This is a genomic window from Paraburkholderia eburnea, from assembly GCF_002917095.1.
GTDB lineage: Bacteria > Pseudomonadota > Gammaproteobacteria > Burkholderiales > Burkholderiaceae > Paraburkholderia > Paraburkholderia eburnea.
In genome coordinates, this window is record NZ_PQGA01000012.1 from 53,774 (window position 1) to 72,621 (window position 18,848).

16 protein-coding genes are annotated in these 18,848 nt (G+C 63.4%); 14 read left to right on the top strand and 2 right to left on the bottom strand.

The genetic code is table 11. The annotated features are described in order from the left end of the window. Nucleotides 1-118 precede the first annotated feature (118 nt). Both greA and B0G62_RS20380 read left to right on the top strand, forming a co-directional pair. Nucleotides 119-595 (top strand): transcription elongation factor GreA, encoded by a 477-nt coding sequence (gene greA, locus B0G62_RS20375; RefSeq protein ID WP_027817269.1) that lies wholly within the window; start codon nucleotides 119-121, stop codon nucleotides 593-595. A gap of 87 nt (nucleotides 596-682) precedes the next feature. Then, on the top strand, nucleotides 683-1,141 hold the full coding sequence (locus tag B0G62_RS20380; RefSeq protein WP_103706116.1) for a DUF4149 domain-containing protein: 459 nt from the start codon (nucleotides 683-685) through the stop codon (nucleotides 1,139-1,141). Nucleotides 1,142-1,218: 77 nt separating this feature from the next. Here B0G62_RS20380 and yhbY read toward each other — a convergent pair whose 3' ends face one another. Further along, nucleotides 1,219-1,758, bottom strand: a complete 540-nt coding sequence (yhbY, locus tag B0G62_RS20385) for a ribosome assembly RNA-binding protein YhbY (protein ID WP_103706022.1) — start codon at nucleotides 1,756-1,758, stop codon at nucleotides 1,219-1,221. A 262-nt stretch (nucleotides 1,759-2,020) separates the two neighbouring features. Here yhbY and B0G62_RS20390 point away from each other — a divergent pair, with 262 nt between their 5' ends. The 11 genes from B0G62_RS20390 to phoR all read left to right on the top strand — a co-directional run bounded on the left by B0G62_RS20390 (nucleotide 2,021) and on the right by phoR (nucleotide 14,751). Further along, the gene (locus B0G62_RS20390) at nucleotides 2,021-2,683 is read left to right on the top strand and encodes an RlmE family RNA methyltransferase (protein ID WP_103706023.1); all 663 of its coding nucleotides are present in this window, start codon (nucleotides 2,021-2,023) and stop codon (nucleotides 2,681-2,683) included. A gap of 220 nt (nucleotides 2,684-2,903) precedes the next feature. Beyond that, the gene (ftsH, locus tag B0G62_RS20395; RefSeq protein WP_103706024.1) at nucleotides 2,904-4,796 is read left to right on the top strand and encodes an ATP-dependent zinc metalloprotease FtsH; all 1,893 of its coding nucleotides are present in this window, start codon (nucleotides 2,904-2,906) and stop codon (nucleotides 4,794-4,796) included. Between the two features lie 234 nt (nucleotides 4,797-5,030). Beyond that, nucleotides 5,031-5,846: a dihydropteroate synthase gene (gene folP, locus B0G62_RS20400; protein ID WP_103706117.1), complete on the top strand. Its 816-nt coding sequence runs from the start codon at nucleotides 5,031-5,033 to the stop codon at nucleotides 5,844-5,846. 112 nt (nucleotides 5,847-5,958) lie between these two features. Beyond that, nucleotides 5,959-7,311, top strand: a complete 1,353-nt coding sequence (gene glmM, locus B0G62_RS20405) for a phosphoglucosamine mutase (protein ID WP_103706025.1) — start codon at nucleotides 5,959-5,961, stop codon at nucleotides 7,309-7,311. Between the two features lie 434 nt (nucleotides 7,312-7,745). After that, on the top strand, nucleotides 7,746-8,777 hold the full coding sequence (gene pstS, locus B0G62_RS20410; RefSeq protein ID WP_103706026.1) for a phosphate ABC transporter substrate-binding protein PstS: 1,032 nt from the start codon (nucleotides 7,746-7,748) through the stop codon (nucleotides 8,775-8,777). A 235-nt stretch (nucleotides 8,778-9,012) separates the two neighbouring features. Then, entirely contained in the window at nucleotides 9,013-9,993 is a 981-nt protein-coding gene (gene pstC / locus B0G62_RS20415; protein WP_103706027.1) for a phosphate ABC transporter permease PstC, read from the top strand. Further along, the gene (gene pstA, locus B0G62_RS20420; RefSeq protein WP_103706028.1) at nucleotides 9,990-10,886 is read left to right on the top strand and encodes a phosphate ABC transporter permease PstA; all 897 of its coding nucleotides are present in this window, start codon (nucleotides 9,990-9,992) and stop codon (nucleotides 10,884-10,886) included. The genes pstC and pstA overlap by 4 nt, the downstream gene beginning before the upstream one ends. 15 nt (nucleotides 10,887-10,901) lie before the next feature. Beyond that, nucleotides 10,902-11,738 carry a phosphate ABC transporter ATP-binding protein PstB gene (pstB, locus tag B0G62_RS20425; protein ID WP_103706029.1) on the top strand — a complete coding sequence of 279 codons (837 nt, stop codon included), beginning with the start codon at nucleotides 10,902-10,904 and terminating at the stop codon, nucleotides 11,736-11,738. Nucleotides 11,739-11,782: 44 nt separating this feature from the next. Continuing rightward, the gene (gene phoU / locus B0G62_RS20430) at nucleotides 11,783-12,487 is read left to right on the top strand and encodes a phosphate signaling complex protein PhoU (protein ID WP_103706030.1); all 705 of its coding nucleotides are present in this window, start codon (nucleotides 11,783-11,785) and stop codon (nucleotides 12,485-12,487) included. Nucleotides 12,488-12,607: 120 nt separating this feature from the next. Further along, the gene (gene phoB / locus B0G62_RS20435; RefSeq protein WP_027817258.1) at nucleotides 12,608-13,309 is read left to right on the top strand and encodes a phosphate regulon transcriptional regulator PhoB; all 702 of its coding nucleotides are present in this window, start codon (nucleotides 12,608-12,610) and stop codon (nucleotides 13,307-13,309) included. A gap of 128 nt (nucleotides 13,310-13,437) precedes the next feature. Then, nucleotides 13,438-14,751, top strand: a complete 1,314-nt coding sequence (gene phoR / locus B0G62_RS20440; RefSeq protein ID WP_103706031.1) for a phosphate regulon sensor histidine kinase PhoR — start codon at nucleotides 13,438-13,440, stop codon at nucleotides 14,749-14,751. A gap of 115 nt (nucleotides 14,752-14,866) precedes the next feature. On the opposite strand, the gene ppk1 is transcribed toward phoR, so the two are convergent. Continuing rightward, complete coding sequence (gene ppk1, locus B0G62_RS20445) at nucleotides 14,867-16,930, bottom strand: polyphosphate kinase 1 (RefSeq protein ID WP_103706032.1); 2,064 nt, start codon at nucleotides 16,928-16,930, stop codon at nucleotides 14,867-14,869. A gap of 236 nt (nucleotides 16,931-17,166) precedes the next feature. On the opposite strand from ppk1, the gene ppx reads away from it, so the two are divergent. After that, nucleotides 17,167-18,756: an exopolyphosphatase gene (gene ppx, locus B0G62_RS20450; protein ID WP_181315622.1), complete on the top strand. Its 1,590-nt coding sequence runs from the start codon at nucleotides 17,167-17,169 to the stop codon at nucleotides 18,754-18,756. The last annotated feature ends 92 nt before the right edge of the window (nucleotides 18,757-18,848 follow it).

Below are 18,848 nucleotides of genomic sequence, written 5' to 3' on the forward strand. Positions count from 1 at the left end.
CTGCGCCAGCATGCGCCGCCGCCCTCGCGGGATGCACTTAACCGCGGTGATTTTTTTTAAGGCCGCAATCTGTTGCATGCGGCATCAATACGGCCCCAAGCGGCTGAACGAGTTGTTTATGAGCACGATTCCCTTGACCAAGCGCGGTGCAGACCAGCTTCGCGGAGAACTGCAGCGCCTGAAATCCGTCGAGCGTCCGGCGGTCATCAATTCGATCGCCGAAGCGCGCGCGCAGGGCGACCTCTCGGAAAACGCGGAATACGACGCCGCGAAAGAAAAGCAGGGCTTCATCGAAGGCCGCATTGCCGAAATTGAGTCGAAGCTGGCGGCGGCGCAAGTCATCGACCCGGCCACGCTCGAAGCGGATGGCCGCGTCGTGTTCGGCTCGACCGTCGATCTCGAAGACCTCGAATCGGGTAATACGGTCACGTACCAGATCGTCGGCGACGACGAAGCCGATCTCGAACACGGTTTGATTTCGGTGAGCTCGCCCATCGCACGCGCGCTGATCGGCAAGTCCGAAGGCGACGTCGCGGCCGTGCAGGCGCCCAGCGGCGTGCGCGAGTACGAAGTCATCGAGGTTCGCTACGTCTGACGAGGCGCGATCATGGGTCACGATGTGAAAAATGACGTGAGCGCCGACATTCGCGCGGCCCAGCCGGGCGTTGTGCACGCCTCGCTCGTGCCGCATCGCCTGTTCGCGCTGCTCGCCATGCTGTGGGTGGGCAGCCAGTTGACGATCGGCTATGCGGTGGCGCCGGTGCTGTTCGCGTCGCTCGACCGTATGTCGGCGGGGGCGCTGGCGGCACAGCTCTTTCGCATCGAAGGCATGATCGGGCTGGTGAGCGGCGTGGTGCTGCTCGTGCTCGCGAATCTGTTCGTGCGGCGCGGGGAGGCGGGGTATCGCCGCCTGCGCTGGCTGCTGGTGGGCATGCTGCTATGCGTGGTGGTCGGCTATTACGCGCTGCAGCCGTTCATGAACGCCATGCGTATGAACGCGCTGCAGGCGGGCGTGGATGTCGCGCATTCGGCGTATGCGAGCCGGTTCGGCATGCTGCACGGTGTATCGAGCCTGTTCTACCTGGTCGAGAGCCTGCTGGGCGCGTGGCTCGTCTGGCTGCTGCCTTCCACGCGGCGCTAAGTCATCGAGGCGCCAGGCCGCTGCCCATTTGGGGCGTGCCGGGCGAAAAAAAAGCGCGGCACACGGGCCGCGCTTTATTATTTCGAGCCTTGGTGGACTCGCTTCGAGCTGGTCTGACGCTTCTTGGCGCGCTTGATGTTGCCGCCTTGCGTGACGCGTTCGTTGCCCTTGACCGTCACCTTTTGCGCCTTCGGCTTGCGCATCGGGTTTTCGCTGGGCTTGACGACCTTCACGACGCGCGGGGCGCGCTTACCGGCTTCGCGTGCGCTCGGCACGTCGCCGGAGGGGCGCGTCACGGTGCCGCGGGCGCCGGCGCGCGCCGTCGTGGTCTTCGCCTTCTCTTCTTCGGGCTTGTAGATCACGAGCAGCTTGCCGATGTGCTGAATCGGCGCTGCGTTCAGGCGATCGCAGATTTCCTCGTAGATCGCGACGCGCTCTTCGCGCTCGTCACCGAACACGCGGACCTTGATGAGTTGGTGCGCGCCAAGGTGAACCTGGATTTCCTTGATGACGGCGTCGGTCAATCCCTCGGCGCCGATGAGCACGACCGGTTTGAGGGCGTGAGCCTGGGAACGCAGTTCGGAGCGCTGTTCGGCAGTAAGAGAAAGGGCGGGCATGGGATGTGGCAGACTCGACTAAAATGACGGCGCTCGCCGGGCAGCCTGACAGACCTCAAAAACGAGGGGCAGGCGCGCAGGAAGGCAAAAAGCGCGTCGGAAACAACGGAAAACCGTGGAGAACGGCGTGGCGCGGGCTGATGCGGGCAGATGTGGCGGTGCAAACACGCCAGCTTGAGCCGCACGGGCCGCGACGGCCGCACGAATTAAACGCGTATTATCCGCTAAAAGCGCGACATCACGCAGCAAGAGTTCATTCTTAATGGCAAAAAACCGCTTCAACACGTCGTGGCTTCACGACCATATCAACGATCCGTACGTGAAGTTGGCGCAGCGGGAGGGTTATCGCGCCCGCGCCGCGTACAAGCTCAAGGAAATCGACGAGCAGGACAAGCTGATCCGCCCAGGCATGGTCATCGTCGACCTGGGCGCCGCGCCCGGCAGCTGGAGCCAGTACGCGCGCAACAAGCTCGCGCAAAGCTCGAAACGCGACGAACAGCGTCAGGGCGGCATCGACGGTACGATCATTGCGCTCGATATTCTGCCGATGGAGCCGATCTCCGACGTGCAATTCCTGCAGGGCGACTTCCGCGAGGACAGCGTGCTCGAACAACTGGAAGAAATCGTGGGCGGTCGTCCGGTCGACCTTGTAATTTCGGATATGGCGCCCAATCTATCCGGGGTCGCGCTGGCGGATGCCGCGCGTATCGAACACGTCTGCGATCTCGCGCTCGAGTTTTCGCAGAATCATTTGAAACCCGATGGTGCCCTTTTAGTAAAATGCTTTCACGGCAGTGGTTACAGCCAGATCGTCGAGAAATTCAAGCATCAGTTCAAGGTCGTGGCCGCGCGCAAACCCAAGGCTTCGCGCGATAAATCGTCCGAAACGTTTATATTGGGCAAACATCTGAAGCGACCCCGTTAACCTCGGGCATTACGCAAGGATCGGTTCCAGTGTGTCAGGCGGCTCGCAGGGACGGTAAAAAATGGCCCGGATAGGCTCCGGGACGTTGTCCTGACAGGCCGCGCCGGCTATTTATGCCTTAGCGAAACGTTATGGCGAGGCCCTGCGTACTGGATTAGAATGCTTTGGTGGTGTCGCAAGGCAAATGTAGGCGCCCGTCTATGAGTGAAGGAGTGGTGCTTTGAACAACAACATGTTTTCGAAAGCAGCAGTGTGGCTGGTGATCGCACTGGTGCTGTTTACGGTGTTCAAGCAGTTCGACAAGCCCCGTGTCCAGGAAGGCGTTTCCTATTCGCAGTTCATGGACGACGCGAAGAACGGCAAAGTCAAGAGCGTCGTGGTGCAGGGGCGGAACCTCACGGTCACTCCGGCAGATGGCCAGAAATACCAGATCGTCTCCCCGGGCGACATCTGGATGGTCGGCGACCTGATGAAGTACAACGTGCAGGTGAGCGGCAAGGCTGACGAAGAGCCTAACGCGCTCGTCTCGGCGCTGTACTACCTCGGGCCGACGATTCTCATCATCGTGTTCTGGTTCTACATGATGAGGCAGATGCAGGGGGGCGGCAAAGGCGGGGCGTTTTCGTTCGGCAAATCGCGCGCCCGGCTGATTGACGAGAACAACAACGCGGTCAACTTCTCCGACGTCGCGGGTTGCGACGAAGCCAAGGAAGAAGTGTCCGAACTCGTCGATTTCCTGCGCGATCCGCAAAAATTCCAGAAGCTGGGCGGGCGCATCCCGCGCGGCGTGCTGCTGGTCGGCCCTCCGGGTACCGGCAAGACGCTGCTGGCGCGCGCCATCGCCGGCGAAGCGAAGGTGCCGTTCTTCAGCATTTCGGGTTCGGACTTCGTGGAAATGTTCGTCGGCGTGGGCGCGGCCCGCGTGCGCGACATGTTCGAGCAGGCCAAGAAGCACGCACCCTGCATCGTGTTCATCGACGAAATCGACGCGGTCGGCCGTCATCGCGGCGCCGGCATGGGCGGCGGTAACGACGAACGCGAACAGACGCTGAACCAGATGCTGGTCGAAATGGACGGTTTCGAGGCGAACTCGGGCGTCATCGTGATCGCGGCAACCAACCGTTCGGACGTGCTGGACAAGGCGCTGCTGCGTCCGGGCCGTTTCGACCGCCAGGTCTATGTCGGCCTGCCGGACATCCGTGGTCGCGAGCAGATCATGAAGGTGCACCTGCGCAAGGTGCCGATCGCCAACGACGTCGACGCAGCGGTCATCGCGCGCGGTACGCCGGGTTTCTCGGGTGCCGATCTCGCGAACCTCGTGAACGAAGCCGCGCTGTTCGCGGCGCGTCGCGGCAAGCGCATTGTCGAAATGCAGGATTTCGAAGACGCGAAGGACAAGATCTTCATGGGTCCGGAGCGCAAGTCGGCCGTGATCCGCGAAGAAGCAAAGCGCGCCACGGCGTATCACGAGTCGGGCCACGCGGTCGTCGCGAAGCTGTTGCCGAAGGCCGATCCGGTGCACAAGGTCACGATCATCCCGCGCGGTCGCGCACTGGGCGTCACGTGGCAGTTGCCGGAGCACGACAACGAGACGTATTCGAAGGACTATCTGCTTGACCGTCTCGCCATCCTGTTTGGCGGTCGTGTGGCCGAAGAGCTGTTCATGAACCTGATCAGCACGGGCGCCTCGGACGACTTCAACAAGGCTACGCAGACCGCTCGCGCAATGGTTACGCGCTTCGGCATGACCGACGCGCTCGGACCGATGGTCTACGCCGACGACGAAAACGACGGCGGTCCGTTCGGCAAGGGCTTCACGCGTGCGATTTCGGAAGCGACGCAGCAAAAGGTCGATGCGGAAATCCGTCGCGTGCTGGACGAGCAGTACAGTCTGGCCAAGCGTCTGCTTGACGAGAACCGCGACAAGGTCGAAGCCATGACCGCCGCGCTGATGGAGTGGGAAACGATCGACGCCGATCAGATCAACGACATCATGGCGGGCCGTCCGCCGCGCTCGCCGAAGAGCGCACCGTCCGCGAGCGACGCTTCGTCGTCGGGCGGCAGCACGGGCACCGAGGTCAAGCCGGGCAGCAGCGCCACCGCGCCGGCCTGATACGCTGGGGTTAGCCAGATCGAGTAAAGTTGCGGGCCGGTGTGATCTTCACACCGGCTCGTTTGCATTTCTCGCCACAATGCCGCGCTATGCCTCACGCAATGCCATGGCTAGTGGCTGCATTTCGTTACACATCTGACGTTTCTTGACGTGCCCAATCTCACATCGCAGGGTAACCTGCCCGAACCGCTGATCTGCGGTCGTTTCACGCTGACCTTCGAGCGTCCGCTCGTCATGGGGATCCTCAACGCGACGCCGGATTCGTTCTCGGACGGCGGCAGCTACATCGCCTTCGACGACGCAATGCGTCGCGCCGAGCAGATGCTGCGTGATGGCGTGGACATCATCGACATTGGCGGCGAATCGACCCGCCCCGGTGCGCCGCCCGTGCCGCTCGACGAAGAACTCGCACGCGTGATTCCGCTGGTCGAGCGCCTGAAGGGCGCGAACGTGCCGCTGTCGATCGATACCTACAAGCCGGAAGTGATGCGTCACGCGCTGGCGGCCGGCGCGGATCTGATCAACGACATCTGGGGTTTTCGTATGCCGGGCGTGATCGACGCGGTGCGCGAAAGCCATTGCGGCCTGTGCGTGATGCACATGCTCGGCGAGCCGCAGACGATGCAGGTGGGCGAACCCGATTACGTCGATGTCGTGCGCGAGGTGCGCGAATTTCTGCAGGCGCGCTGCGCCGAACTCGAAGGCGCGGGCGTCGCGAAAGCGCGCATCAGCGTCGACCCGGGTTTTGGTTTCGGCAAGTCGGTGGTCGAGCATAATTACGCTTTGCTCGCGCACTTGCCCGAGACGGCGCCGGAAGCCGCCGCAGGCGTCGCGCCTTATCCGATACTCGCGGGAATGTCGCGCAAGTCGATGCTCGGCGCGCTGGTGAACCGGCCGGCGCCGGAGCGCATCGTCGCCAGTGTGGCGGCGGCGGTGTGCGCGGCGCAGAAGGGCGCGGCGATCATCCGCGTGCACGACGTCGCGCCGACCGTGGATGCGCTGAAGGTCTGGGGCGCCATGCGCGAGGCCGAACGTGCCGGGTTGCGATAGTCGCGATAGTCGCGACCGCAGCGAAAGCAGCAGGGCGTTGAGAGAAGAGGGCGCGACCGGGCATAAAGAGGCTTCGGGCGCCGTACAACAGTGTCAATGTGAGGTTTGAGGTATGGGACGTCGTTATTTCGGAACCGATGGGGTTCGCGGCAAGGTCGGCGTGGCGCCGATCACGCCGGATTTCGTGCTGCGTCTCGGCTACGCGGCGGGCAAGGTGCTGGCGGGGGCCGCACCGGCTTCGGGGCCGCGCCCGGCCGTGCTGATCGGCAAGGACACGCGCATTTCGGGTTATATGCTCGAAGCGTCGCTGGAGGCGGGGCTGTCCGCCGCCGGTATCGACGTGATGCTCGCGGGGCCGATGACGACGCCCGGCGTCGCCTATCTCACGCGCGCGCTGCGTCTGGCCGCGGGCGTGGTGATCAGCGCCTCGCACAATCCGTATTTCGACAACGGCATCAAGTTCTTCTCCGCCGACGGCAACAAGCTGCCCGACGAAGTCGAAACGCAGATCGAAGCGCAGATGGAGCTGCCGCTCGACTGCGCACCGTCTGAGCAACTGGGCCGTGCACGCCGTCTCGACGATGCGCGCGGGCGCTACATCGAGTTCTGCAAGAGCACGTTCCCGCAGGCGTTCAGCCTGCGCGGCCTGAAGCTGGTCGTCGACTGCGCAAACGGCGCGGCCTACGACATTGCGCCGCACGTGTTCCACGAACTGGGCGCGGACGTGATCCCCATCGGCGTGTCGCCGAACGGCTTCAACATCAACGACGGCGTGGGTGCGACCGCGCCCGATGCGCTCGTGCGCGCGGTGCGCGCGAACCATGCCGATCTCGGCATCGCGCTCGACGGCGACGCGGACCGCCTCCAGATCGTCGACGCCCAGGGCCGTCTCTACAACGGCGACGAGCTGCTCTACGTGCTGGTCAAGGATCGCATTGCGACCGACGGCAAGGTCGAAGGCGCGGTCGGCACGCTGATGACCAACCTGGCGGTCGAGCAGGCGCTCGACGGCCTTGGCGTGCAGTTCGTGCGCGCCAACGTGGGCGACCGCTATGTGCTGGAACAACTGCGCGAGCGCGGCTGGCAGATCGGCGCGGAAGGCTCGGGCCACATTCTCTCGCTCGACCGCCATACGACCGGCGACGGCATCGTCTCGGCGCTGCTGGTGCTGGCGGCGATGAAGCGCAGCGGGCAGACGCTCGCGCAACTGCTCGACGGCGTCACGCTGTTCCCGCAGAAGCTCATCAATGTGCGTATTGCGCAGGGCGCCGACTGGAAGGGTGACGCCTCGATCCAGAAGTCGATCGCCGACGCGCAAGCCGAACTCAAGGGGCGTGGCCGCGTGCTGATTCGCGCGTCGGGCACCGAGCCGGTGTTGCGCGTGATGGTGGAGGCGCGCGAAGAGCGCGACACGCTCCACTATGCGGAATCGATCGCCGAGACCGTCAAGCGCGCCATTGCCTGATCGGGTCCGATCTGGCGTGATCCCGAAAACCTGGCCGCCCGGCCAGGTTTTGCCATAAACAGACGCGGCACCTTCCATGCGGCAAGGGGCCGCGTCTGTGTTTCAGGCGCTCCACGACTGTCCGGCGCGACGATTTTTTTGCTGTTCGAGCAAACGTTCCACCGGCGGTTTCAGAAGCCTTTCAAACGCTCCCTCACGGGGCTACGGGTGCGACCCCGCGGCTTCGTCAAAGGCCCGCCCCACGGCCTGCCACACGCGCCAGCACTCGCTGTCCGGTCGTCTATACACCTGAAGTAAGCGCCTTCTCCATTCTTCCCCTGCCTTTCAGCCGGTAATCGCACTGTCACGACTGCTTCATGAATCGTCACGGTACTGTCACAAAGAGGCCCTATTCTTCGCCCTGTCGTTCATCCGCTCACACATCTGGAGGTCTCATGAAATTGATGCAAACCGCGCTCGCTGGCGTTGCTGGCGCGCTCTTCGCGATCGCAGCCCACGCTGCTGACATCACTGGCGCGGGCAGCACCTTTGCGGCACCGATCTACACGAAATGGGCGGATGCCTATCAAAAGTCGGGCGGCGGCAAGGTGAACTACCAGGGCATCGGCTCGTCGGGCGGTATCAAGCAGATCGTCGCCAAGACGGTTGACTTCGCAGGTTCGGACGCTCCGCTGAAGGACGACGAACTGGCCAAGGAAGGCCTGTTCCAGTTCCCGACGGTGGTGGGCGGCGTCGTGCCGGCCATCAACGTGCCGGGCATCAAGGCTGGCGAACTGACGCTGTCGGGCGAAGTGCTCGGCGACATCTACCTCGGCAAGATCAAGAAGTGGAATGATCCGGCCATCGTCGCACTGAACCCGAAGGTCAAGCTGCCGGATCTGGACATCGCCGTGGTTCGCCGCGCCGACGGTTCGGGCACCAGCTTCATCTGGACGAACTACCTCTCGAAGGTCAACGCCGAGTGGAAGAGCAAGGTTGGCGAAGGCTCGACCGTGGCATGGCCGACGGGTACGGGCGGCAAGGGCAACGACGGCGTCGCGGCCTTCGTGCAACGCCTGCCGGGCGCGATCGGCTACGTCGAATGGGCGTACGCCAAGCAGAACCACATGGTCTACACTGCCCTGAAGAATGAATCGGGCGCGGTCGTCGAGCCGGGCACGGAAACGTTCAAGGCCGCAGCGGCTGGCGCAGACTGGAAGAAGTCGTTCTACCAGATCCTGACGAACGAGCCGGGCAAGGACGCATGGCCGGTCGTCGGCGCAACCTTCGTGCTGCTGCACACGGCGCAGGACAAGCCGGATCAAGGCAAGGAAACGCTCAAGTTCTTCGACTGGGCCTTCAAGAACGGCACGCCGGCTGCTGACAGCCTCGACTACATCTCGCTGCCGCAGTCGGTTGTGAGCGAAATCAAGTCGCAGTGGAAGGAAAAGGTCAAGGACGCCGGCGGCAAGGCCATCGCCGAATAAGGCGGTCTGACCGTGTAGCGCTACGGGCCGCCGCGATACCGCGTGCGGCCCGTGCTGCTTCCTGGTTACGCGTTATGCATCCGTAATACGGTGCAAAACAGTCGTAATTCACCCGCTTCGATGTACCGCTTTTGGGCTTTTAGCCGGTCGCTTGACCGGGCCCAGGCGGCAGTCGGTTTCAGAACCGCATAAACGTCGTGAGCCTTGCGCTCGCGGCAACTGGATACAGGTCATCATGTCCGACGTCCCGCTCGTCTCGAACCCGCCCGGCAGCACGCAACAGGCGCCCAGCCCGGCAGGGGACATCATTTTCGGCGGCCTCGCGCGCGGCGCCGCCATCGTCACGCTGCTGCTGCTTGGCGGCATCATCGTGTCGCTGATCGTCGCTTCGTTGCCGACGATCCAGAAGTTCGGCTTTTCGTTCCTCTGGTTGGCCGACTGGGATCCACCCAGCGAGAAGTTCGGCGCGCTCGTGCCCATCTACGGCACGATTGCCACGTCGATCATCGCGCTCATCATCGCCGTGCCGGTGAGCTTCGGCATCGCGCTGTTCCTGACCGAACTCTCGCCCGCCTGGCTGCGCCGCCCGCTTGGCATCGCCATCGAACTGCTGGCCGCGATCCCGTCGATCGTCTACGGCATGTGGGGCCTGCTCGTGTTCGCGCCGATCTTCGCGCAATACTTCCAGCGCCCGCTTGGCCAGTGGCTCGGCAACGCGCCGCTGATCGGGCCGCTGTTCCAGGGGCCGCCGATCGGTATCGGCATTCTGTGCGCAGGCGTCATCCTCGCGATCATGATCATTCCGTACATTGCCTCGGTGATGCGCGACGTGTTCGAGGTCACGCCCGTGCTGCTCAAGGAGTCGGCTTACGGCATCGGCTGCACGACGTGGGAAGTGATGTGGAAGATCGTGCTGCCCTTCACCAAGACCGGCGTGATCGGCGGCGTGATGCTCGGCCTTGGCCGCGCGCTCGGCGAAACCATGGCGGTGACGTTCGTGATCGGCAATACCAACCTGCTCGACAACGTCTCGCTGTTCTCGCCCGGCAACAGCATCACCTCGGCGCTCGCCAACGAGTTCGCCGAAGCCGAACCCGGCTTGCACACGTCCGCGCTGATGGAACTGGGTCTGATCCTGTTCGTGATTACCTTCATCGTGCTGGCGATCTCCAAGCTCATGCTGCTGCGCCTTGAAAAGTCGGAGGGTGCGCGATGAGCGAACCGATGATGAAAATTCCCGGGGCGATCTACGGCCCGGAACTCGACAGGATGCGCGGCAAGCTGCAAAGCCGCCGCCGCGTGACCAACGCGATCGCGCTGACGATGTCGCTCGCGGCGATGGGCTTTGGCCTGCTGTGGCTCGTGTGGATTCTCTATACGACGCTCTCGCTCGGTGTCGGCGGACTGTCGATCGAACTCTTCACGCAATCGACGCCGCCGCCGAACACCGATGGCGGTGGGCTGGCCAACGCGATTCTCGGCAGCCTGCTGCTGGTCGGCATCGCGACGCTGGTGGGCACGCCGATCGGCATTCTGGCGGGCGTGTATCTGGCCGAATACGGCCAGAAGGGCTGGCTCGCGAGCCTCACGCGCTTCATCAACGACATTCTGTTGTCGGCGCCGTCGATCGTCGTGGGTCTGTTCGTGTACGCGCTCGTGGTGGCGAAGATGGGCCACTTCAGCGGCTGGGCCGGTGCGATTTCGCTGGCGTTGCTGCAGATCCCCATCGTGATCCGCACGACCGAGAACATGCTCAAGCTGGTGCCGAACGCGCTGCGCGAAGCGGCTTTCGCGCTGGGCACGCCGAAGTGGAAGATGGTGCTGTCGATCACGCTCAAGGCGTCGATCGCGGGCATCGTGACGGGCGTGCTGCTCGCGATCGCCCGTATCGCCGGCGAAACCGCGCCGCTGCTGTTCACGGCGCTGTCGAACCAGTTCCTCTCGGCGGACATGAACCAGCCGATGGCGAATCTGCCGGTCACGATCTACAAGTTTGCGATGAGCCCGTTCTCGCAGTGGCAGTCGCTTGCGTGGGCCGGTGTTTTCCTGATTACGCTGGGCGTGCTGGGTCTGAATATCCTCGCACGCACCATCTTTTCGAAAAAGTAAGGGCGGAGTCATCCGATGAATATGGCAGAGAGTCACCTCAACACACCCGCGCCGACAGGCTTCGACCCCGCCCAGGGCAACCGTGGCGCGATGTCGTCGCGTCCGAAGATCGAGGTCAAGGATCTCAACTTCTTCTACGGCAAGTATCACGCGCTCAAGAACATCAACCTGGAGATCCCCGAAGGCAAGGTGACGGCGTTCATCGGCCCGTCGGGCTGCGGCAAGTCCACGCTGCTGCGCACCTTCAACAAGATGTACGCGCTCTATCCGGAGCAGCGTGCCGAGGGTGAGATCCTGATGGACGGCGAGAACCTGCTGTCGACGAACAGAGACATCTCGCTGCTGCGCGCGCGCATCGGCATGGTGTTCCAGAAGCCGACGCCGTTCCCGATGTCGATCTACGACAACATCGCGTTCGGCGTGAAGATGTTCGAGAAGCTGTCGCGCCCGGAAATGGACGACCGCGTCGAATGGGCGCTCACCAAGGCCGCGCTGTGGAACGAAGTGAAGGACAAGCTCGGCCAGAGCGGCTACGGCCTCTCGGGCGGCCAGCAGCAGCGTCTGTGTATCGCGCGCGGCATCGCGATCCGTCCGGAAGTGCTGCTGCTCGACGAGCCGTGCTCGGCGCTCGACCCGATTTCGACGGGCCGCATCGAAGAGCTGATCGCCGAACTCAAGAGCGATTACACGGTGGTGATCGTCACCCACAACATGCAACAGGCCGCGCGCTGCTCGGACTACACTGCGTACATGTATCTCGGCGAGCTGATCGAATTCGGCGATACCGAGAAGATCTTCATCAAGCCGGTCCGCAAGGAAACGGAAGACTACATCACGGGCCGCTTCGGCTGATCCGTCCGGTGACGCGCAAAGCGCAAGAAGAAGGGAGAAAAGACATGTCCGACAAGCATCTGTCCAGCCAGTTCGACGCCGACCTGAACCTCATTTCGTCCAAGGTTCTGGAAATGGGCGGTCTCGTGGAGTCGCAGATCATCACGGCGATGCAGGCGCTGAACGAGTTCGACGGCGAAGCCGCCGAGCGCGTGATCGTCGCCGAAGACCGCCTCAACACGATGGAAGTCGAGATCGACGAAGAGTGCAGCAACATCATCGCGCGCCGTCAGCCGGCCGCGCGCGACCTGCGCCTCGTGCTGGCGATTTCGAAGACCATCACGAACCTCGAACGCGCCGGCGACGAAGCCGAAAAGATCGCCAAGCGCACGAAGCGCCTGATGGAAGACGGCGCCTCGCGCGCGGTCAACATCGCCGAGATCAAGGTCTCGGGCGAAATGGCCGTGTCGATCCTGCGCCGCGCGCTCGACGCGTTCGCGCGTCTGGATACGGTGGCCGCCGCGCAGATCGTGCGCGACGACAAGGCCATCGACGAGGAATTCCGCGCGTTCGTGCGCAAGCTGGTGAGCTACATGATGGAAGATCCGCGCACGATTTCCGCGGGCCTCGACTATCTGTTCATCGCCAAGGCGATCGAGCGCATCGGCGACCACGCGAAGAACATCGCCGAGTTCATCATCTACATCGTGAAGGGCACCGACGTGCGGCACAAGTCGCGCGACGCGCTCGAACGCGAAGCGCTCAGCTAAGTTGCGTGCCGGGGAGGAATCGCGCTTTGAGAGCGCGTTTTTTATGTCGCGATCTGAAATCGATTCCGCCCCGACATTTTCGTAATCCGTATCAACAGGTCTTTAGGTCAAGAGGTGCCGATGCCTAGCAGCATTCTCGTCATCGAAGATGAGCCCGCTATTTCCGAGCTGATTTCGGTGAACCTGCAGCACGCAGGTCATTGCCCGATCCGCGCCTACAACGCGGAGCAGGCGCAGAATCTGATCAGCGATGTGCTGCCCGATCTCATCCTGCTCGACTGGATGCTGCCGGGCAAGTCAGGCGTGAATTTCGCGCGCGACCTGCGTAACAACGAGCGCACGAAGCACATTCCGATCATCATGCTGACCGCGCGCGGCGACGAGCAGGACAAGGTGCTCGGCCTCGAAATCGGCGCCGACGATTACGTCACCAAGCCGTTCTCGCCGAAGGAACTGATGGCGCGCATCAAGGCGGTTCTGCGCCGCCGCGCGCCGCAGCTCACGGAAGACGTCGTGGCGATCAACGGCCTGAAGCTCGATCCGGCGACGCATCGCGTGGCCGCTCATGCGGAAGGCTCGGAGATCAAGCTCGATCTCGGCCCGACCGAGTTCCGCCTGCTGCACTTTTTCATGACTCACCCGGAACGCGTGCACAGCCGCACGCAGTTGCTCGACCAGGTCTGGGGCGATCACGTATTCGTGGAAGAGCGCACGGTGGACGTGCATATCAAGCGTCTGCGCGCCGCGCTGAAGCCCGCTGGCTGCGACGCCATGATCGAAACGGTGCGCGGCAGCGGTTATCGTCTCGCGAAAAGCGCTTAAATCACCAATCCTCTGAGTCGCTGCGCCGATTACCGCAGTTACACGCCGGTGCCGCGTTTCGCGCAGCGCTGGCGCTCCGAATCCGCAGCGCCCCGGTACGGACTGTCACTCTTTTCGATTGCAGGAACATGAACATCATCTGGGTGCGCGCCCTCGCATCGATCGTGCTGCTTGCGCTCATCTGCACGGGCACAGGCGTGCTCTTCGGCGTCAAGTTCGCGCTGGCTGTCGCCGTGGCGGCGCTGGCCGGCCAAATGGCTTTTAGCACCTTCCACAAGCAGCGCCTCTGGCGTCTGCTCGATGCCCCCGTGTACGGCGAAGTGCCGAGCGCGCCCGGCGTGTGGGGGGAAATCTACTACCGTCTGCACAAGCTCGCGAAGCGCTGGCACGCCCAGGTCCGCCAGGTCGAGCAACAGCACTCGCGTTTCATCCAGGCGATCCAGGCATCGCCCAACGGCGTCGCCATGCTCGACGATCACGATCAGATCGAGTGGTGCAACGCCATCTCCGAAGTGCATTTCGGCCTCGATGCGAAGCGCGATCTGCGTCAGCACATCACCCATCTCGTGCGTCAGCCCGACTTCGTGCGCTATCTGAACTCGCACGATTACAAGGATATGCTGATCATGCGCGGCATGGGGGTGAAGCGCCAGAACGTGCTGTCGGTGCAGGTGTTTCCCTATGGCGATAACCGCAAGCTCGTGCTCTCGCAGGACATCACCGAACTTGAGCGCACCGACGCCATGCGGCGCGACTTCGTCGCCAACGTCTCGCACGAGCTGAAGACGCCGCTCACGGTGCTCTCGGGCTTTCTGGAGACGATGCGCGAGTTGCCGCTGTCCGAGGAAGAGCGCATGCGCTACTTCGATCTGATGGAGCAGCAGGCTTCGCGCATGCGCCACATCGTCACCGACCTGCTGGTGCTGGCCAAGCTCGAAGGCGAGGCGCGTCTGCCCGGCGACCAGATCATCGACATGCGCGCGGTGCTCGTCCACGTGCGCGAGGATGCGGAAAGCCTTTCGGGCGGCCATCACAACATCACGGCCGATTTCGACGACGGCTTGAGCGTCACCGGTTCGGAGACCGAAATATTGAGCGCGCTCGGCAATCTCGCGACCAACGCGGTGCGCTACACCCCCGAGGGCGGTGGCGTGCAGTTGTCGTGGCGTCTCGAAGGCGGCAACGCGGTGTTCTCGGTGACGGACAGCGGTTATGGCATTCCCGCGAGCGACATTCCGCGTCTTACGGAGCGGTTCTATCGCGTCGATCGCAGCCGCTCGCGCGATACGGGCGGCACGGGGCTGGGTCTCGCGATCGTCAAGCACGTGCTGCAACGCCACGATGCGGCGCTCGAAGTGAAGAGCGAGGAAGGGCGGGGCAGTACCTTCACGGTGCGCTTCCCGGCCGCGCGCACGACGCGTCGGCAGCCCGCGCCGGCCTGAGCCTGAATCCGGACTAATCGCTGAGGTTTGCCGAATAAAAAAGCCGCTTCGTCATCGTGACCGAAGCGGCTTTTTTGCATCTCGCGCCCGTGGGGGCAACGGGCGCTCGACGACGTTACGGACAGAACTTCGTGAGCAGGCTCATCTGCGCGTTGCGGATCGCCTTGCCCGCGCGGCGGCGCTTGTAGTGACCGTCGCTTTGCATGAGCCACGCCGATTGATTGTCGCCGAGGAAACACGACAGCCCTTCGGCAATCACGCGGCGCTTCAGGCGCCGGTCATGGATCGGGAACGCGACTTCGACGCGACGGAACAGGTTGCGGTCCATCCAGTCGGCGCTCGACAGATAGACGTGTTCCGCGCCGCCCGCGTAGAAGTAGTAGATGCGATGGTGCTCAAGGAAACGCCCGACGATCGAGCGCACCGTGATGTTATCGGACAGCCCCGGCACGCCGGGTTGCAGCGAGCACACGCCGCGCACGATCAGGTCGATCTTCACGCCCGCCTGCGATGCTTCGTACAACTCGTCGATCACCGTGGGTTCGAGCAGCGCATTCATCTTCGCGACGATGCGCGCTTTCTTGCCGGCGCGGGCGGCGTCGGCTTCGGCGCGAATCGATTCGACGAGCTTCGGGTGCAGCGTGAACGGCGACTGCCACAGTTCGTTGAGCTGCAATTCGCCGCCGATGCCGGTGAGCTGCTGGAAAACGTGGTGCACGTCCTCGCACATCTTCGGCTCCGAGGTCATGAGGCCGAAGTCGGTGTAGAGGCGCGCCGTGCGCGGGTGATAGTTGCCGGTGCCCAGGTGCACGTAGCGGCGCAGTTGCATGCGGCCGTTCACGGGCGTGCGGCGCACGATCAGCATCATCTTGGCGTGGCACTTGTGGCCCACGACGCCATAGACCACATGCGCGCCGACCGCTTCGAGCTGCGAAGCCCAGTTGATGTTGGTTTCTTCGTCGAAGCGCGCGAGCAGTTCGACCACCACCGTGACTTCCTTGCCGTTGCGCGCGGCCTGCATGAGCGCGTCCATCAGCGGCGAGTCGGTGCCGGTGCGGTAGATGGTCTGCTTGATGGCGACCACGTTCGGATCGTTGGCGGCCTGCAGCAGCAGCTCCAGCACGGGCTGGAAGCTTTCGTACGGGTGATGGAGCAGGACGTCGCCCTGATCGATCACGTCGAACATGCTGGCGCTCGCGGCGATGCGCTGCGGAATCGCGGGCACATGCGGCACGAACTTCAGATCCGGGCGGTCCACCATCTCGGGCAACTGCATGAGACGCACGAGATTGACGGGGCCATCGACGTAGTAGCAGTCCTTTTCATCGAGGCCGCTTTCGTCGAGTAGACGCTTGACCAGATGCAGCGGCGTTTCCGCCGACACTTCCAGGCGCACCGCGTTGCCCAGATGGCGCGCGGGCAGTTCGCCCTGCAGCGCGACGCGCAGATTGGTGATTTCGTCTTCGTCGACGAAAAGCTCGCTGTTACGCGTGATGCGGAACTGGTTGCAACTGCGCACGACGAGGCTCGGGAACAGTTCGCCCACGAAGCGCTGCAGCAGCGAGCCGAGCAGCACGAAACCGTGCTGGAAGCCCGACAGTTCCTGCGGCATGCGCACGAGACGCGGCAGCGCGCGCGGCGCCTGCACGATGCCCATCACGGCCTGACGCCCGAAGGCGTCCTTGCCTTCGAGTTCGACCACGAAGTTCAGGCTCTTGTTGAGCACGCGCGGGAACGGATGGGCGGGGTCCAGGCCAATCGGCGTGAGGACCGGCAGCAGCTCGTCGAGGAAGTATTGGCGTGCCCAGCTGGTCTGCGCCTCGTTCCAGGCGTCGGTGCCGTGGAAGTAGATGCCTTCCTGTTCGAGCGCCGGCAGCACGGTGTCGTGCAGCATGCGGTACTGGCGATGCACGAGACGCTGCGCGCGTTCGACCACGAGGTCGTAGACGTGCTGCAGCGACATCCCGTCGGGCGAGAGCGCACCCGGGTTGTCGCGCATCTGCTCCTGAAGCCCGGCCATGCGGACTTCGAAGAATTCGTCGAGGTTGCTGCTGGTGATGCAGATGAAGCGCAAGCGCTCCAGCAGGGGAACGGATGGGTCGGCGGCCTGTGCGAGGACACGCTCGTTGAATCCCAGAATGCCCAGTTCGCGGTTGAGAAGGGGATAGCGGATGGACATTGGTATTGAAAGCTGAATTTCAGAGGAAGATTCGAACGGACGCTCGGAAATTCTCACAGTAATGTGAATTTATTGTGACATTTGGTGTGTCATAAATTTTACGCCGTATTTTCACGCTGCCGACACCTTGGCCGGTAATCATGCACATTGGGTTAGGGCGCCCTCGCGGCGCCTTTCTTGCCATTTCAGACGATAACCGAGCGAGGAGCGCCATGGGGAAGTCGGGTACGCTTAAAATGGCATATTTGGACACTGCGGCCGCCGCTCAGAGAGCCAGGATGGCCGCGTTCGCACGCATGGAGCCCGCACCCTCGATGGTCACCAACCCGCAACTGCTTGCCGCCGTCGATCTCGGCTCGAACAGCTTTCGTCTGATCGTCGGCCGTGTCGAGGAAACCGACGCCGGCAGCCAGATCTATCCCGTCGATGCCCTGCGCGAACCCGTGCGACTTGCCGCGGGCCTCTCGAAGGACAAGATGCTCGACCGCGCGTCGCAGGTGCGCGGCTGGGACGCGCTCAAGCGCTTCGGCGAACGCCTGCGCGACTTCCATCCGGATCACGTGCGCGCCGTCGCCACCAACACGCTGCGCGTGGCCAAGAACGCCCGCGAATTCCTCGGCGAAGCGGAAAAAGCGCTGGGCTTCCCGATCGAAGTGATCGCGGGCCGCGAAGAAGCGCGTCTCATCTATGCGGGCGCCGCCCATTCGGTACCCGCGAGCGCGGGCAAGCGCTTCGTGGTGGACATCGGCGGCGGCTCGACCGAGTTCATCATCGGCTCGCACTACACGCCGATCCGCATGGAAAGCCTGTACATCGGCTGCGTGAGCCATAGCCGCCAGTTCTTCCCGGCCGGCAACGTCGACGAATACACCATGCGCCAGGCCGAACTGGCCGCCTCGCGCGAAATCCAGATCATCTCGGCGGACTATCGCAAGACCGGCTGGGATCAGGCGATCGGCTCGTCGGGCACGGCGCGCGCGCTTGCCGAACTCGTCGAGGCGAACGGCTTCAACGATCCAGGCATCACGCACGGCATTTCGCGCGGCGGTCTGGAGCGTCTGAAGCGCGCGCTGATCAAGGCGGAGAACGTCAACCGCCTGAAGCTGGTCGCGCTCAAGCCGGACCGCATTCCGGTGCTGGCGGGCGGCCTGTCGATCATGATCGCGGTGTTCGAGGAACTGGGCATCGATTACGTCGACACCACCGACGGCGCGTTGCGTCTGGGCGTGCTGTACGACCTGCTGGGCCGTTCGCAGCACGAGGACATGCGCACCGTCACCGTGGAGGGCTTCATGCGCCGTTACGGCGTGGATCGCGCGCAGGCGAGCCGTATCGGCGAACTGGCCATGAGCTTCTACGACCAGTTCGAGGAAGCCGACGCGGAGCGCCGCGAAGAGAACCGCATGTTCCTGAGCTGGGCGGCGTCGCTGCACGAGATCGGCCTGTCGATCTCGCATAGCGCGTATCACAAGCATTCGGCCTATATCACCAGCAACGCCGACATGCCGGGCTTCTCGCGCACCGATCAGGCGCGCCTGGCCGCGCTGGTGCTCGGCCACGTGGGCAAGCTCGGCAAGCTTTCGCAGACGCGCGACGTCGAATGGCCGCTGCTGTTCTGTCTGCGTCTCGCCGCGCTCCTGACCCGCCGCCGCGCGGATGTGGGGCTGCCGAAGATCACGGTCGTGCAGGAGCACAACGGCTATGAAGTGATGCTGCCCAACGCGTGGGTCCAGAACAATCCGCTCACCGATTACAACCTCGTCCAGGAAGCGGCGGAGTGGGGCAAGATCGGCATTCCGTATCGCGTGGTTTATACGGATGAGTGATCCGGTTCGACGGAGCTAAAAACGACAATGCCCGGCCTGAGAGCCGGGCATTGTGTTTTCAGGCGTCGTCTTTGGCCCGTCTTTGGCCGGTG